General features: G+C 75.7%; 13 protein-coding genes. 3 read left to right on the top strand and 10 right to left on the bottom strand.

Going from position 1 to position 13,554, the window contains the following annotated elements; genetic code table 11:
* Nucleotides 1–56: 56 nt before the first annotated feature.
* From OSB71_RS21315 to miaA, 4 genes are all read right to left on the bottom strand, one after another.
* Nucleotides 57–2,144: a RelA/SpoT family protein gene (locus OSB71_RS21315; RefSeq protein WP_265950382.1), complete on the bottom strand. Its 2,088-nt coding sequence runs from the start codon at nt 2,142–2,144 to the stop codon at nt 57–59.
* Nucleotides 2,145–2,263: 119 nt separating this feature from the next.
* Nucleotides 2,264–3,145 (bottom strand): diaminopimelate epimerase, encoded by an 882-nt coding sequence (dapF, locus tag OSB71_RS21310; RefSeq protein WP_265950380.1) that lies wholly within the window; start codon nt 3,143–3,145, stop codon nt 2,264–2,266.
* A 129-nt stretch (nt 3,146–3,274) separates the two neighbouring features.
* Nucleotides 3,275–3,691, bottom strand: coding sequence for a hypothetical protein (locus OSB71_RS21305; protein WP_265950412.1), 417 nt, complete (start codon nt 3,689–3,691; stop codon nt 3,275–3,277).
* A 106-nt stretch (nt 3,692–3,797) separates the two neighbouring features.
* Nucleotides 3,798–4,760 carry a tRNA (adenosine(37)-N6)-dimethylallyltransferase MiaA gene (gene miaA, locus OSB71_RS21300; protein ID WP_265950410.1) on the bottom strand — a complete coding sequence of 321 codons (963 nt, stop codon included), beginning with the start codon at nt 4,758–4,760 and terminating at the stop codon, nt 3,798–3,800.
* 163 nt (nt 4,761–4,923) lie between these two features.
* On the opposite strand from miaA, the gene OSB71_RS21295 reads away from it, so the two are divergent.
* Entirely contained in the window at nt 4,924–5,229 is a 306-nt protein-coding gene (locus OSB71_RS21295) for a hypothetical protein (RefSeq protein WP_265950378.1), read from the top strand.
* Between the two features lie 25 nt (nt 5,230–5,254).
* Nucleotides 5,255–5,533 carry an antitoxin gene (locus tag OSB71_RS21290; RefSeq protein ID WP_265950376.1) on the top strand — a complete coding sequence of 93 codons (279 nt, stop codon included), beginning with the start codon at nt 5,255–5,257 and terminating at the stop codon, nt 5,531–5,533.
* Nucleotides 5,534–5,641: 108 nt separating this feature from the next.
* On the opposite strand, the gene OSB71_RS21285 is transcribed toward OSB71_RS21290, so the two are convergent.
* Both OSB71_RS21285 and miaB read right to left on the bottom strand, forming a co-directional pair.
* Nucleotides 5,642–6,349, bottom strand: a complete 708-nt coding sequence (locus OSB71_RS21285) for a class III extradiol ring-cleavage dioxygenase family protein (RefSeq protein WP_265950375.1) — start codon at nt 6,347–6,349, stop codon at nt 5,642–5,644.
* A gap of 155 nt (nt 6,350–6,504) precedes the next feature.
* Nucleotides 6,505–7,992, bottom strand: coding sequence for a tRNA (N6-isopentenyl adenosine(37)-C2)-methylthiotransferase MiaB (gene miaB / locus OSB71_RS21280; RefSeq protein WP_265950372.1), 1,488 nt, complete (start codon nt 7,990–7,992; stop codon nt 6,505–6,507).
* A gap of 83 nt (nt 7,993–8,075) precedes the next feature.
* Between miaB and OSB71_RS21275 the strand changes: the two genes are divergently transcribed.
* Complete coding sequence (locus OSB71_RS21275) at nt 8,076–9,086, top strand: TAXI family TRAP transporter solute-binding subunit (protein ID WP_265950370.1); 1,011 nt, start codon at nt 8,076–8,078, stop codon at nt 9,084–9,086.
* Nucleotides 9,087–9,102: 16 nt separating this feature from the next.
* Here OSB71_RS21275 and OSB71_RS21270 read toward each other — a convergent pair whose 3' ends face one another.
* From OSB71_RS21270 to OSB71_RS21255, 4 genes are all read right to left on the bottom strand, one after another.
* On the bottom strand, nt 9,103–10,752 hold the full coding sequence (locus tag OSB71_RS21270) for an FAD-dependent monooxygenase (RefSeq protein ID WP_265950369.1): 1,650 nt from the start codon (nt 10,750–10,752) through the stop codon (nt 9,103–9,105).
* A 176-nt stretch (nt 10,753–10,928) separates the two neighbouring features.
* On the bottom strand, nt 10,929–11,849 hold the full coding sequence (locus OSB71_RS21265) for an amino acid ABC transporter permease (protein WP_265950367.1): 921 nt from the start codon (nt 11,847–11,849) through the stop codon (nt 10,929–10,931).
* Nucleotides 11,846–12,523 carry an amino acid ABC transporter permease gene (locus OSB71_RS21260; RefSeq protein WP_265950366.1) on the bottom strand — a complete coding sequence of 226 codons (678 nt, stop codon included), beginning with the start codon at nt 12,521–12,523 and terminating at the stop codon, nt 11,846–11,848. Before OSB71_RS21260 ends, OSB71_RS21265 begins: the two co-directional genes overlap by 4 nt.
* A gap of 80 nt (nt 12,524–12,603) precedes the next feature.
* Nucleotides 12,604–13,440, bottom strand: coding sequence for a glutamate ABC transporter substrate-binding protein (locus OSB71_RS21255; protein WP_265950364.1), 837 nt, complete (start codon nt 13,438–13,440; stop codon nt 12,604–12,606).
* Between the last annotated feature and the right edge of the window lie 114 nt (nt 13,441–13,554).

Here is a 13,554-nt window from a genome sequence, read left to right as displayed (position 1 = left end):
AGCACGGCACCCGCGGCGCCTGACGGCGCGTCAGGCGCGCCCGCCGATCGGGGGTCTCACAGCGCCGAGCGGGTGGCGCGCACGACGTCGTAGACCCCGGGCACCTCGCGCATGGCGCGCATCAGGGCGGGCAGCGCGGTCGCGTCGGGCAGGCGCAGCGTGTAGGTGTGCCGCACCCGCTGCTCGCGCGGCGGCGCCACGTCGGCCGCGATGACGGCGGCCCCCTGCACCGCGATGGTCTCGGTGAGGTCGGCCAGCAGGTGCGGCCTGCCGAACGCCTCGGCCAGCAGCGTCACCCGGCAGCCGCCCGCCTCCGGCCGCCAGCGCACCGGCAGTGCGGTGCGGCCGGCCCGCGTCATGCGCTGGACGGCGGCGCAGCCCTCGCGGTGCACCGTGACGGCGCCGCCGCGCACCGCGAAGCCGGTGACCCGGTCCGGGGGCACCGGCGTGCAGCAGCGGGCCAGGCGCACGGGGCTCTGCGGCAGGCCCACGGCCACGGCGGTGCTGTCGCCGGGGCGCGGGGCGGTCGGCGGCGCCGTGAGCCGCTCGTCGTCGGCGGAGCCCGCGGCGGGCTCCTGCGGCGGTCCGCTGCCTTCCGGGTGCGCGTCCAGCCAGCGGCGGATGGCGATCCGGGCGGCGGGCGTCCGCGCGTGCTCCAGCCACTCCGGCGAGGGGCCCGAGGCGGCGCCTTCGGGGGCGAGCAGGAGCTGCACGGCGTCCCCGTCGCGCAGCACCGTGCCCAACGTGGTGAGCCGTCCGTCCACGCGCGCGCCGATGCAGGCGTGGGCCCGCGCGCCGTGGCAGGCGTAGGCGGCGTCCACGCAGGTGGCACCGGCGGGCAGGTGCAGCACTCCGGCCTCGGTGACCGAGCCGGGGTCCGCGCAGAAGACGGTGATCTCCCGGTCCTGGGCGAGATCGTCGCGCAGGTGCGCCCAGAAGGTGTCCGGGTCGGGGGCGTCGTTCTGCCACTCCAGCAGGCGCGAGAGCCAGCCGGGGCGGGTGGGGTCGGCCCGCTCGCCGTCGGTGGCGTCGGCGGCCTCCGTCCCGTCCCCCGGCTGCCGGTGCGGGTCGCCGAGGGCCACCACCCCGGCCTCGGCGACGCGGTGCATGCGGTGCGTGCGGATGAGCACTTCGGCCACCCGCCCCTCGGCGTCCGCGATGGCGGTGTGCAGGGACTGGTAGAGGTTGAACTTCGGTACCGCGATGAAGTCCTTGAACTCCGTGACGACCGGGGTGAAGCAGGTGTGCAGCTCGCCCAGCACCGCGTAGCAGTCGGCGTCGTCACCGACCAGGATGAGCAGCCGCCCGAAGTCGCAGCCGCCCAGCGGCCCGCGCTTCTTCGCCACCCGGTGCACGGACAGGGCGTGCCGCGGCCGGATCTCCACCCGGGCGTTGACCGGTGCGTCCCGCAGCACGGCGCGCACCGCGTCGGCCACCTCGCGCAGCGGGTCGGGCCCGGCGGCGTGCCGGCGTACGAGCTCCTGGGTGCGCTCGTACTCCTGGGGGTGCAGGATCGCGAACGCCAGGTCCTCCAGCTCCGTCTTCAGCGCCTGGACGCCGAGGCGTTCGGCGAGCGGGATGAGCACGTCCCGGGTGACGCGGGCGGTGCGGGCCTGCTTCTCCGGCCGCATCACGCCCAGCGTGCGCATGTTGTGCAGCCGGTCGGCGAGCTTGACCGTCATCACGCGCACGTCGGAGCCGGTGGCGACCAGCATCTTGCGGAACGTCTCGGGCTCGGCGGCGGCGCCGTAGTCGACCTTCTCCAGCTTGGTGACGCCGTCGACGAGGTAGGCCACCTCCGCGCCGAACTCCTCGCGCACCTGCTCCAGCGTCACGTCGGTGTCCTCGACGGTGTCGTGGAGGAGCGAGGCGGTCAGCGTCGTCGTCTCCGCGCCGAGCTGGGCGAGGATGAGGGTGACGGCGAGCGGGTGCGTGATGTAGGGCTCGCCGCTCTTGCGCGTCTGCCCGCGGTGCGAGGCCTCGGCGACCGCGTAGGCGCGGCACAGCGGTTCCAGCGAGGCGCCCGGGTGGTGGGCGCGGTGCGCCTGCGCGACGTGCTCCAGCGCGTCCGGCAGGCCACCGCGCGAGGCGGAGCCCGTCACGGCGGCCCGGCTCAGCTTCCGAAGGCTCCGCACCGCGCTCATGACAGCCCCCTCGAACGTGTCGCACCGTCAGTTGCCCGATGCTACCGGCAGCTTGGGGCGCCGCCGACCGGGTGGGAGCGAGGGCGGGTGGGATCACCCCATCGGGGGACGGGCTGCGGTCAGTCCGCCGCCAGCCACGCGGAGTCCAGGAGACCCTCGGCGACGATGACCGCGGGGCCGGTCATCTCGATCTCGCCGTCCGCGTGCTCGGTGATCTCCAGCCGGCCCCCCGGCACGTCAACGGTGTAGGCGGCCGGGCGGCCGTCCGCCACCGGGTCGGCGCCGTCCCGTCGGGCCGCGGCCACCATGACGGCGCAGGCGCCGGTGCCGCACGAGCGTGTCTCCCCCGAACCGCGCTCGTGCACGCGCAGCGCGACGTGCCCGGGGCCCCGGTCCACCACGAACTCCACGTTGGTGCCGTCCGGGTAGGCGCCGGCCGGCGTGACCAGCGGCGCGTCGAGCAGCGGCCCGGCGTCCGCCAGGTCGTCGACGAAGACCACGGCGTGCGGGTTGCCCATGTTGACGTTCCGGGCGGGCCAGGAGCGCTCGCCGACGGCCACGGTGATCTCCCGCGGCTCCGGCGGCAGCACCGCGCGCCCCATGCCGACCGTGACCCGGCCGTCGTCGCCCAGCCGCACCCGGCGCGGGCCCGCCCGGGTGGCGACGGCGAACTCCCCGTCCCGCACCAGCCCCGCGCGGTGCAGGTAGTGAGCGAAGACCCGGACGCCGTTGCCGCACATCTCCGCGACGCCGCCGTCGGCGTTGCGGTAGTCCATGAACCACTCGGCCTGCGCCGCCAGCGCCCGCGCGTCGGGGTGCGCGGCGGAGCGGACGACGCGCAGGATGCCGTCGGCGCCGACCCCGGCCCGGCGGTCGCACAGCCGGGCCACCGTCCGCGCGGACAGGTCGAGCCGGCCTTCGGCGTCGGGGAGGATGACGAAGTCGTTCTCGGTGCCGTGGCCCTTGAGGAAGGGCACCGGCGCGGCGGGCTGGGCACTCACCCTGCGATTGTAGTGCGCCGCTGTGGTGCGCCGCGCACCCGTCCGGCCCCGTGGGCGGCGGCACGGGCGGCGGTGGGCGGACGGCGGCGGGCGTGCGGCACGGGTGCGCGCGGGGTGGCGTGCGGGGGCTCAGCGCAGGCGGGCCACGCGCCACAGGGCCAGGGCGATCAGCGTCCCGCAGACCAGGGCGTAGAGCGCGATGACGCGCCAGTCGGTGCGGCCGTGGGAGCCCAGGCCCGGCCAGGTGTGGCCGACGCGCCGGGCGGCCATCATCCCCCAGCCCGCCGCGCACCCGGTGATCAGCAGGCCCAGCATGGCGACGACCGCCCCACCGTCCCCGAACTCGAAGGCCAGCGGGAAGGCGAACATCAGGGAGCCGAAGACGGCCAGGCCCACGATCGGCGCGAGCTGCCACAGGCGCAGGCGGCGCGGCGGACGCAGTTCCGCGTAGGACTCGGGGGCCGCGCTCCCGGTGTCGTCCGGAAGGTCGAGGACCCCCGCCGGGTCCACGGTCTGGTCGTCGCTGCTGCGAGGGCCGGCCTCCATCGCCACGCGCCCTCCCCACTTCACGGTGTTGCGGCTCCGAGCGTCGATAATGGCACGCCCGTACGGCCGCTCAGGGCACGCTGGGCCACCCGATGCCAGGACGTGATCAGGCTGTGACCGCTCGTTCGAGCAGCGCGAGTGCCTGGTCGGCGAGGTGTTCGCGGTGCGCGGCCGCGCCGCTGAGCCAGCGCACCCGCGGGTCGCGCCGGAACCAGGTGTCCTGGCGGCGCGCGAACCGCCTGGTGGCCCGTACGGTCTGCGCGCGGGCGTCCTCCAGCGTGCACTCCCCCGCGAGCGCAGCGAGCACCTGCTGGTAGCCCAGGGCCCTGGAAGCGGTGCGGCCCTCGCGCAGCCCGCGGGCCGCCAGCTCCCGCACCTCCTCGACGAGCCCCGCCTCCCACATCACGTCCACGCGCCGCGCGATCCGCTCGTCCAGCTCGGGACGGGCCACGTCGACGCCGACGTAGAGGGTGTCGTAGACGTCGCGGCGGGCGTCGGGGTCGGGGAGCTGGGCGGTGAACGGGCGCCCGGTGAGCTCGATGACCTCCAGCGCCCGCACGATGCGGCGGCCGTTGCCCGGCAGGATGGACCGCGCGGCCCGCGGGTCGGCCGCGGCCAGCCGGTCGTGCAGCGCTCCGGGGCCGAGGTCGGCGAGCTCGGCCTCCAGCCGGGCGCGCACGGCCGGGTCGGTGCCGGGGAACTCCAGCGCGTCCAGGGCCCCGCGCACGTACAGGCCCGAACCGCCGACGAGCACCGGGGTGCGGCCCGCGGCCAGCAGCCGGTCGATCTCCGCGCGCGCGAGCCGCTGGTACTCCGCGACGCTGGCGGCCTCGGTGACGTCCCAGACGTCCAGCAGCCGGTGGGGCACCCCCTGCCGCTCGGCGGGCGTGAGCTTCGCGGTCCCGATGTCCATGCCCCGGTAGAGCTGCATGGAGTCGGCGTTGACCACCTCGCCGCCCAGCTCCCGGGCCATCGCCACGCCCAGGTCGGACTTGCCGGCCGCGGTGGGGCCGACGACGGCGACGACCCGCGGTGCGCCGGGGGGCGCCGTCGGCTCGGGGGCGGGCACGGGGCCGGGGGCTGCGGAGCTGTTCACACCGGCCAGTCTCGCAAACCGCGCGCGGCCCCCGGCGCGTCGCGCCGCCCGCACGAACGGGCGACGTGACGCGCCGGGGGCCGCGTCGTTGGCCCAGCAGAGTCGCGCCCGAACGGCGCACCCGAGTTCTGGAGTGATGATGGGCGTTTTCAGTTGGCTGCGTCGCAAGCCGTCCGACGGCTCCCGGGGGGCCGACGCCGCGCCTCCCGCACCGCGGGAGCCGGAGGCGGCGGCCGCCGCGCCAAAGACGGCGGCGGAGGCCGCGGCGGCGACGGATCAGGCGTCGGCCGATACCATCGAAGCGCGGGACGGGGCCGCCGCGCCGACGGGGCCGGAGCCGGTGAAGGACGCGGGTGAGGCGAGTCCGGACGGCGTGGGGATCCCCAAGCAGTCGTCCGGCGAAGCCGCGGACACCGAGAGCGGCGACGGCGCCCGTACCTGAGCTCCCAACCAGGAAGGTGACCGCCATGAGCATGCTGGACAAGCTCAAGGCCCTGCTCGTGCAGCACGAGGGCAAGGTGGGCACGGCAGTGGACCGTGCCACGCGGGTGGCCGACCGCAAGACCAGGGGCAAGTACAGTCGGCAGCTCCGCGCGGGCGGCGCGAAGGCCAAGCAGGCCACCGCCAAGCTCGCCGACAAGGAGCGCAGGGCCCAGGGCGGTCCCGGCCAGGGCGGTCCCGGCGGCCCCGGGCACGAGGGCCGGGGCGACTCGGGCGGGCACCGGCCGGGCGGCCCCGGGTTCTGAGAGGCGGGCCGGTCCCGCCGGCCCGTCGCGTTTTCGGCCGCGCCGCCTCCGGGCCGCGCGGCCGACGCGTGTCCGCCGGGCCGGCGCGGCCCGGCCGTTCCCCGGGCGTCAGGACCAGGAGGCGACGAGGTAGCCGACGCCGTAGGGCGCGCTGTCGTAGAGCAGCTTGCCGGTCAGCCGCGTCTTTCCGGCGGCCCCGGCGAGCACCTGCCAGCTCGCCCGCCCCGAGGACTGGAGCTCGTAGCCGAGCTCGGCGTCCAGCGCCGCCAGGGCGGCGGTGTCGGCGGTGCCGAGGGCGCGGGCGGCCTCCGCGTCGAAGGCGGCGGCGCGCTCGTCGAAGTAGCCCGGCGCCTTCAGGGTGCGGCAGGCGCTGCCGTCCCCCATCGCCAGCACCGCGACGCGCTCCCCGTCGGGGGCCAGCTCGCGGCCGGTCGTGGCGCAGCGCTCGGGGGCGAGCGTCTCGGCCACCCCCAGGCCGTGGACGGGCGCGGCGTCCCAGCCGGCCCACTCCAGCAGCCAGGCGGCCACGGCGAGCGAGGCGGGCAGCGCGCGCTCCGCTCCGGGTCCGCGCCCCAGCGTGACGGCGAGGTCGACGCCGAAGCCGTGGAGGGAACCGGAGCTTCCGGGCGGGAAGGCGCCGCGCGCGGCGGGGTCGGCGGGGCCGACGACGACCAGCCGGTCGGGCCGGGCGGCGGCCAGGACGTCCAGCGCCTCGGCGCAGGCGGCCCGGGCGCCGTCCATCTCGTGGGCGGCGCCCCGCGCGACCTCGGGCACCAGCAGCGGGGGGCAGGGGCAGGCAGCGGCAGCGGCAAGCATGGGCCGCAGCCTAGCGCCGTCCGGCCGCCTCGCCCCGGCATCCGGCACGGGCGCGCGGAATCGGCAACAGGTGCGGGCCGTCCCCCGGCCCCCGCGGGCGGGTGCCGGCGTCGCTCGGCGCACCGAGCGGCCCCGGCACCCGCTCCTCGCGCGGCTCAGTGCGCGGCGCACCCGCCCGGCTGCGCGGGCAGCGGCTCCGGGACGCCGACGGTGGGCAGGCCCAGCAGCACGCCCTGGCCCGGGGCACCGGCCGGGGGCGCGGTGCGCGCCTCCCAGGCGTCGCCCGCCCGGGTGCGGCGCACGCCGAGCGCGGGCCCCTCGGCCAGCAGGTGGTGCGGGGCGGCGTAGGTCACCTCGACGCGGACCAGGTCGCCGGGGCGCACGGGCTCCTGCGGGCGCGCGAAGTGCACCAGGCGGTTGTCGGGCGCACGGCCGGACAGGCGGCGCGTGGCGTCGTCCTTGCGCCCCTCGCCCTCGGCCACCAGCACCTCCAGCGTGCGGCCGACCTGCCGCTTGTTCTCGGCCCAGGAGATCTCCTCCTGGAGCGCGACGAGCCGCTCGTAGCGCTCCTGCACCACGGCCTTCGGGATCTGGTCGGGCATCTCGGCGGCCGGCGTGCCGGGGCGCTTGGAGTACTGGAAGGTGAAGGCCTGCGCGAAGCGCGCCTCGCGCACGACGTGCAGGGTCTCCTGGAAGTCCTCCTCCGTCTCGCCGGGGAAGCCGACGATGATGTCGGTGGAGATCGCGGCCTCGGGCAGCGCGGCGCGCACCTTGTCGATGATGGACAGGAAGCGCTCCTGCCGGTAGGAGCGGCGCATCTCCTTGAGCACCCGCGAGGAGCCGGACTGCAGCGGCATGTGGAGCTGCGGCATGACGTTGGGCGTCTCGGCCATCGCGGCGATGACGTCGTCGGTGAAGTCCCGGGGGTGGGGGGAGGTGAAGCGCACCCGCTCCAGGCCCTCGATCCGGCCGCAGGCGCGCAGCAGCTTGCCGAACGCCTGCCGGTCGCCGATGTCACTGCCGTAGGCGTTGACGTTCTGGCCGAGCAGGGTGATCTCGATGACGCCCTCGGCGACGAGCGCCTCGATCTCGGCGAGGACGTCTCCGCTCCTGCGGTCCTTCTCCTTGCCGCGGAGCTGCGGGACGATGCAGAAGGTGCAGGTGTTGTTGCAGCCCACGGAGACCGACACCCAGGCGGCGTAGGCGGACTCGCGCCGGGTCGGCAGGGTGGAGGGGAACGCCTCCAGCGACTCCGCGATCTCCACCTGGGCCTCGCTGCGCACGCGCGCCCGCTCCAGCAGCACCGGCAGCTTGCCCACGTTGTGCGTGCCGAAGACCACGTCGACCCAGGGCGCCTTCTCGACGATCGTGTCCCGGTCCTTCTGCGCCAGGCAGCCGCCCACCGCGATCTGCATGCCGGGCCGGGCCGCCTTCTTCGGCGCGAGCTGGCCGAGGTTGCCGTAGAGCCGGTTGTCGGCGTTCTCGCGCACCGCACAGGTGTTGAAGACGACGACGTCGGCGCCGTCGGCGTCGTCGGGCGCGCGCACGTACCCGGCCTGCTCCAGCAGCCCGGCCATCCGCTCGGAGTCGTGGACGTTCATCTGGCAGCCGAAGGTGCGCAGCTCATAAGTCTTCGCAGTCATCTCAGTCGACCAGGGTACGCGCTCCGCGCGGGGGTGCGCGGCGCCCCTCCCGCACCGCGGTGCCCGGGTGGCAGGATCGGCGCATGTCCTCCGTCCGCGGCACCCGGTCCGGCGACCGCCCCGGCGGGCGCCGCGCGTTCGGCGCCACCGCGGCCCTCGCCCTGACGCTCGCCCTGCTGGGCTGGCTGGCGCTGGCCGACGCCGGGCCCCGCCCCAGCGGCCGCGTCACGTTCTCCACCGGCACCTCCACCGGCGTCTACGAGCGGTACGGGGCGCTGCTGCGGGAGCGAGCCGCCGACCAACTGCCGGAGGTGGAGGTGGAGTTGTGGCCGAGCCAGGGCTCGGTCGAGAACATCGACCGCGTGCTGTCGGGTGAGGCGGACTTCACCATCGCGCAGGCCGACGCGGTGGCCGCCCGCCTGGCCGACTCCGGGGCGCAGGCCGGAACACTGCGGGCCTGCGCGCGGCTCTACGACGACTACGTGCACCTCGTCGTCCCCGCCGACTCCCCCGTGCGCACGGCGGGCGACCTGGCCGGCCTGCGGGTGGGCGTCGGCGAGCTCCAGTCCGGGGTGCGGCCGATCGCGCGGCGGCTGCTGCGCGCGGCCGGCCTGGACCCGGACGCGGACGTGACCACCGTGCGGGAGGGCATCGACACCATGCCGGGCCTGCTGGAGTCGGGCGAGCTGGACGCCTTCTTCTGGACGGGCGGACTGCCCACGGCGGCCATCCAGCAGCTCGCGGCGCGCACCGACGTCCGGCTGGTCGAACTCGGGGACCTGGTGCCCGCGCTGCACGGGCAGGACCGGGCCGCCCGGCACTACCGGGCCGCGGTGATGCCCGCCGACGCCTACCCCGCCGTGCAGCGCGGCGAGGGCGTGGAGTCGGTGGCGGTGGCCAACCTGCTGGTGACGGCGCGACGGGTGGACGCCGACGTCGCCGAGGGGCTGACCCGGGTGCTGATCAACAGCCGGGACGGCATCGCCCGCCAGGTGCACGCCGCCCAGCGGGTGGACCTGCGCACCGCCATCTACACCGACCCGCTCCCGCTGCACGAGGGCGCCCGGCGCTACTACCGCGACGTCAAGCCCTGACGGCCGCGGGCGGTGCTCAGTCCGGCGGGGGGCGGCGCGCGCCCACGGTGTCCCCGGCCCCGTCCGCCGCCGTGGCGTTCGAAGTGTCCGGGGCCTGGCTCGGCGCGGGGTCCGCGTCCGCGTCCGGGTCCGGGGCGTCCAGCGCGGCCACGGCGGTGGCGCAGGCGTGCAGCGCGTCCGGGTCGACGCCGGGCAGCGCGGCGGCCAGGTGCCCGTCGGGGCGGACGAGCAGGCAGGTGTGCGCGACGGCCCCCGGGTAGGCCTCCGCCACCAGCAGCTCGGCCGGCAGCGGCAGCCCCCGCACGGCCGCCGCGAGCCGCGGCATCACGCCCGCGTGCATCCAGTGGCGGCTCTCCCACACCCCGGCCCCCGGTGCGACGAGCACGACCAGCAGCCCCCGGCCCAGCCGCTGGCGCAACCGCTGGCGCGCGCCGCCCGGCGGGGTCACGGGCACGTCGTCGACGACGGCGCCCGGCGCGGTGCCGATCCCGGCGACCGCCCGCCCGGGGGTGAGCGGCGAGCGGGAGTAGGCGCCGGGTGCGCCGAGCGGGCCCGTGCCCACGTGCCCGTCGGTCAGCAGTCCGAGCGGGCCCCGGCCGCCGGGTAGCAGCGAGCGCAGCGCGCCGCCGCCCTGGACCAGCGGCAGCGCCTGGTCGAGCGCGCGCAGCCGGGCCACGGAGGCGCCGCGCCGCTCGGCCTCGTAGCTGTCGAGCAGGGCCTCGGGCGCGGTGCCGCGCCAGACCAGGGCCAGCTTCCAGGCGAGGTTGTCGGCGTCGCGCAGCCCCTCCTCGACGCTCTGGGTGCCCAGGGCCCCCAGCAGCCGGGCCGCGTCTCCTGCCAGGAAGGCCCGCCCGGCCCGCCAGTGCCGGGCGATGCGCTGGTGCGCGGTGTGCACGCCGGTGTCGAGCAGCTCGTACGCGCCCGGCGCGGCGTCCGACCAGGCGGACAGGGTGCGCTGGACGCGGTCGATCAGGGCGTCCGGGGTGACCAGGTCGCCGCGCGGCGGCAGCCGCCAGTCCAGCCGCCAGCGGTCGCCGGGCAGCGAGCGGGCGGACACCTCGCCCCCGACGCCGGGCAGGTCGCGGTGGAGCAGCGCCTCCTGTGGCCAGGGCAGCGCGGTGCGCACGGTGGCCACCGCCCGGCGTTCGACGGACGTCCGCCCGGGGAAGCGGACGCCGAGCAGCTTGCGGACGGTGGAGCGGGCGCCGTCGCAGCCGACCAGGTAGCTGCCCGACCAGGTGGCGCCGGGCCCGCCCGCCGTGCGCGCCCGCACGCCCCCGGGGAGCTGCTCCAGCTCCGTCAGCCGCTGACCGGGCACCACCTCGATCAGCTCGCTGCGGCGCGCGGCGTCGGCCAGGGCGGCGGTGAGGGTGTGCTGGGCGAGGTGGAAGGGGGCGGCGCCGGGGGCGAAGTCCACCTGGTGGACGGTCTGCCGCCGGCGCAGCGTGCGCCACACCCGCCAGTGGGTGCCGGACAGCTCGGCCGCACCCGCCAGGCGCTGGGCCAGCGCCGCGGTGTCCGGGCGCAGCACACAGGTGCGCGCGGGGCGGGGCACGGCCGTGCCGTCACCGCCGTCCAGCAGGACCGAGGGCACCTCGTGCCGGGCGAGGGCGAGCGCCAGCGCGAGCCCGACGGGGCCCGCGCCGACCACGATCACCGGCTCCACGACACCGGGCTCCGGCTCCCCGCGTCCGGCCGACGGGCCCCGCTGGATCGGACGGTGGGGCCGGGCGTCCGGACGTGGTGCTTGATCACACCGGTATGCAACCCACTGGTCGGTCACCCGTCAAGTGACGCCCGCCCCGCCGACGGGTGCCCGGGGCGCGCCCGGACGCCGGCCCCTCAGGTCCCGCGGACCCGGCCACCACCCGCCTTGGTCACCGGCCGGTCCGGGCCCGCCTCGTCCAGCTCCTCCAGCCGCTCGGTGCCGACGACGGCGCCACCGGAGCGCTTGCCCCGGCGCAGGCGGCTCTCCAGCCGGTTCGCCACCGTGGTGAGCAGGAAGTTCAAGGCGACGAACAGCACCGCGCAGACGAGGTAGGCGGGGATGGTGTTGCCGTAGTTGGCGCTGATCAGACCGGCGGAGCGCAGCAGCTCGCTGAACCCGAGCAGCACGCCGCCGAGCGCGGTGTCCTTCACGATGACGACGAGCTGGCTGACGATGGCCGGGAGCATCGCGGTGACCGCCTGCGGCAGCAGCACGAAGGCCAGGACCTGGCTCTTGCGCATGCCGATGGCCTTGGCGGCGTCGGTCTGGCCGTGGGGCAGCGAGAGGATGCCCGCCCGCACCACCTCGGCGAGCACCGAGGCGTTGTAGAGCACCAGACCGGTGACGACCGCGTACAGCGGACGCACCTCGCGGTCGATGTCGGTCCACATCGCGTAGCCGGTGTTCGCGAAGAACATCAGCAGCAGCACCGGGATGGCGCGGAAGAACTCCACGACCGTCCCCGCGACGCCGCGCACCCAGGCGTGGTCCGACAGGCGCGCGACGCCCAAAACCGCGCCCAGCGGCAGGGCGATGACCATGGCCAGCGCGGCGGCCTTGAGGGTGTTGACCAGGCCGGGGAGGAAGTAGGTGGTCCACACCCGGGAGTCCTCGACGAAGGGCAGCCACTTGTCGGCTTCGAGCTGCCCCTTGTCCGCCATCATGGCCAGCACCCACCACAGCACCCCGGCTGCCAGGGCCAGGAAGGCCACCGTGTAGAGGACGTTGCGCAGGCGTGCGAGGGGACCGGGGGCGTCGTAGAGGAGGGAGGTCATCGCTTCACCGCCACGCGCTTGCCCACCCGGCCGAGGAGCAGGCCCGTCGGCAGGGTGAGGAGGATGAAGACCAGGGCGAAGGTGCCGAAGACCAGCAGCACCGCGTCCGACTCATTTTCGATCATGTCCTTCATCAGCAGCGCGGCCTCCCCCACTCCGATGGCTGCCGCGACCGTGGTGTTCTTGGTGAGGGCGATCAGGACGTTCGCCAGGGGCGCCACGACCGAACGGAACGCCTGCGGCAGCACGATCAGCCGCAGCACCTGCGTGAAGCTGAGCCCCAGGGCGCGTGCGGCCTCCGCCTGGCCGACGGGCACGGTGTTGATGCCGGAGCGGATCGCCTCGCAGACGAAGCTCGCGGTGTAGGCGGCCAGACCGAGGATGGCCAGGCGGAAGTTGATCGTGTCGAAGTCCCGGCCGCCCATCAGCGCGACGCCCAGGGTCTGGTGCAGCCCCAGGGAACAGAACACGATGATCAGCGTCAGCGGCGTGTTCCGCACGACGTTGACGTAGGCGGCCCCGAAGGCGCGCATCACCGGCACGGGGCTGACCCGCATGCTGGCCAGGACGGTGCCCCACACCAGGGCGCCGATCCCGGAGAAGACGGTGAGCTGCACCGTCACCCAGAACGCCCCGACGAGGTCGTACCGCTCCAGATCAAGAAAATCGAACACTGTCTACCGCGCTCTCACCTCAAGGAAAGCGGGCGCGCCCGGTGGCCCGGCGCGCCCGGTGGCCGTCAACCGCCCGTGGGTCAGCTCTTCTCGGTGATCTCCGGAGCCTCGCCCGGGTCGTAGCCGGCCGGGCCGAAGTGCTTCTCCACCGACTCCGTCCAGGCGCCTTCCTCGACCATCTTCTCCAGGGCGGCGTTGATGTCCGCCCGCAGCTCGGTGTCGCCCTTCTTCAGACCGATGCCGTAGTGCTCGTCGCTCAGGCTCAGCCCGGCGAGCTTGAACTTGCCCTCGTGCTGGGGCTGCGCCGCGTAGCCGGCCAGGATCGCGTCGTCGGTGGTGAGCGCGTCGACGACCCCGTTGGTCAGGCCGGACAGGCACTCGGAGTAGGTGCCGTAGGTCTGGAGGTTGGCCTTGGGGGCCAGCTCGTCCTTGACGTTCTGCGCGGAGGTGGAGCCGGAGACGGAGCACAGCTGCTTCTCGTTGAGGTCCGTCGCCTCGCTGATCTCGGACTCGTCCGCGCGGATCAGCAGGTCCTGGTGGGCGATCATGTACGGCCCGGCGAAGTCGACCTTCTCCTTGCGGGCGTCGGTGATCGAGTACGTGGCGGCGATGAAGTCCACGTCGCCCCGGGAGATCATGTTCTCGCGCTCGGCGCTGGGGGCCTCGACCCAGTCGATCTGGTCGGGCTCGTAGCCCAGCTCACCGGCGACGTAGGTGGCCACGTCGACGTCGAACCCCTCGAAGCCACCGTCCTTGGCCTTCAGGCCCAGACCCGGCTGGTCGAACTTGATCCCGATGGCGATCTTCTCGCCGTCGCCGCCCTCGCCACCGCTGTCACCGCCGCCGCCGCACGCGGTGGCGGTGAGGGACAGGGCGAGGACGGCCGCGGCCGCGGCGCCGGTGGTGCGAAGTCTCATGATGGGTTCCCTTGCTGACGTGGTGGGCGGCGTCCGTGGTACGGCGCCGGAGACGACGGTGCTGGGGCGGTGCCGCCGGGGCGGCGGGCCCGGGGGCCGGCCGGCGGAGCGGAG

Source organism: Streptomyces marinisediminis (assembly GCF_026262575.1).
Lineage (GTDB): Bacteria > Actinomycetota > Actinomycetes > Streptomycetales > Streptomycetaceae > Streptomyces > Streptomyces marinisediminis.
The sequence above is the reverse complement of the archived record's forward strand: the minus strand, read 5'-3'. Positions and strand labels throughout refer to the sequence as shown.

Excerpts from the sequence above, each read along its gene's own strand:
- OSB71_RS21315 (WP_265950382.1), bottom strand. The coding sequence starts at position 2,144 with ATGAGCGCGGTGCGGAGCCTTCGGAAGCTGAGCCGGGCCGCCGTGACG.
- OSB71_RS21305 (WP_265950412.1), bottom strand. The coding sequence starts at position 3,691 with ATGGAGGCCGGCCCTCGCAGCAGCGACGACCAGACCGTGGACCCGGCG.
- OSB71_RS21295 (WP_265950378.1), top strand. The coding sequence starts at position 4,924 with ATGATGGGCGTTTTCAGTTGGCTGCGTCGCAAGCCGTCCGACGGCTCC.
- OSB71_RS21290 (WP_265950376.1), top strand. The coding sequence starts at position 5,255 with ATGAGCATGCTGGACAAGCTCAAGGCCCTGCTCGTGCAGCACGAGGGC.
- OSB71_RS21285 (WP_265950375.1), bottom strand. The coding sequence starts at position 6,349 with ATGCTTGCCGCTGCCGCTGCCTGCCCCTGCCCCCCGCTGCTGGTGCCC.
- miaB (WP_265950372.1), bottom strand. The coding sequence starts at position 7,992 with ATGACTGCGAAGACTTATGAGCTGCGCACCTTCGGCTGCCAGATGAAC.
- OSB71_RS21275 (WP_265950370.1), top strand. The coding sequence starts at position 8,076 with ATGTCCTCCGTCCGCGGCACCCGGTCCGGCGACCGCCCCGGCGGGCGC.
- OSB71_RS21265 (WP_265950367.1), bottom strand. The coding sequence starts at position 11,849 with ATGACCTCCCTCCTCTACGACGCCCCCGGTCCCCTCGCACGCCTGCGC.
- OSB71_RS21255 (WP_265950364.1), bottom strand. The coding sequence starts at position 13,440 with ATGAGACTTCGCACCACCGGCGCCGCGGCCGCGGCCGTCCTCGCCCTG.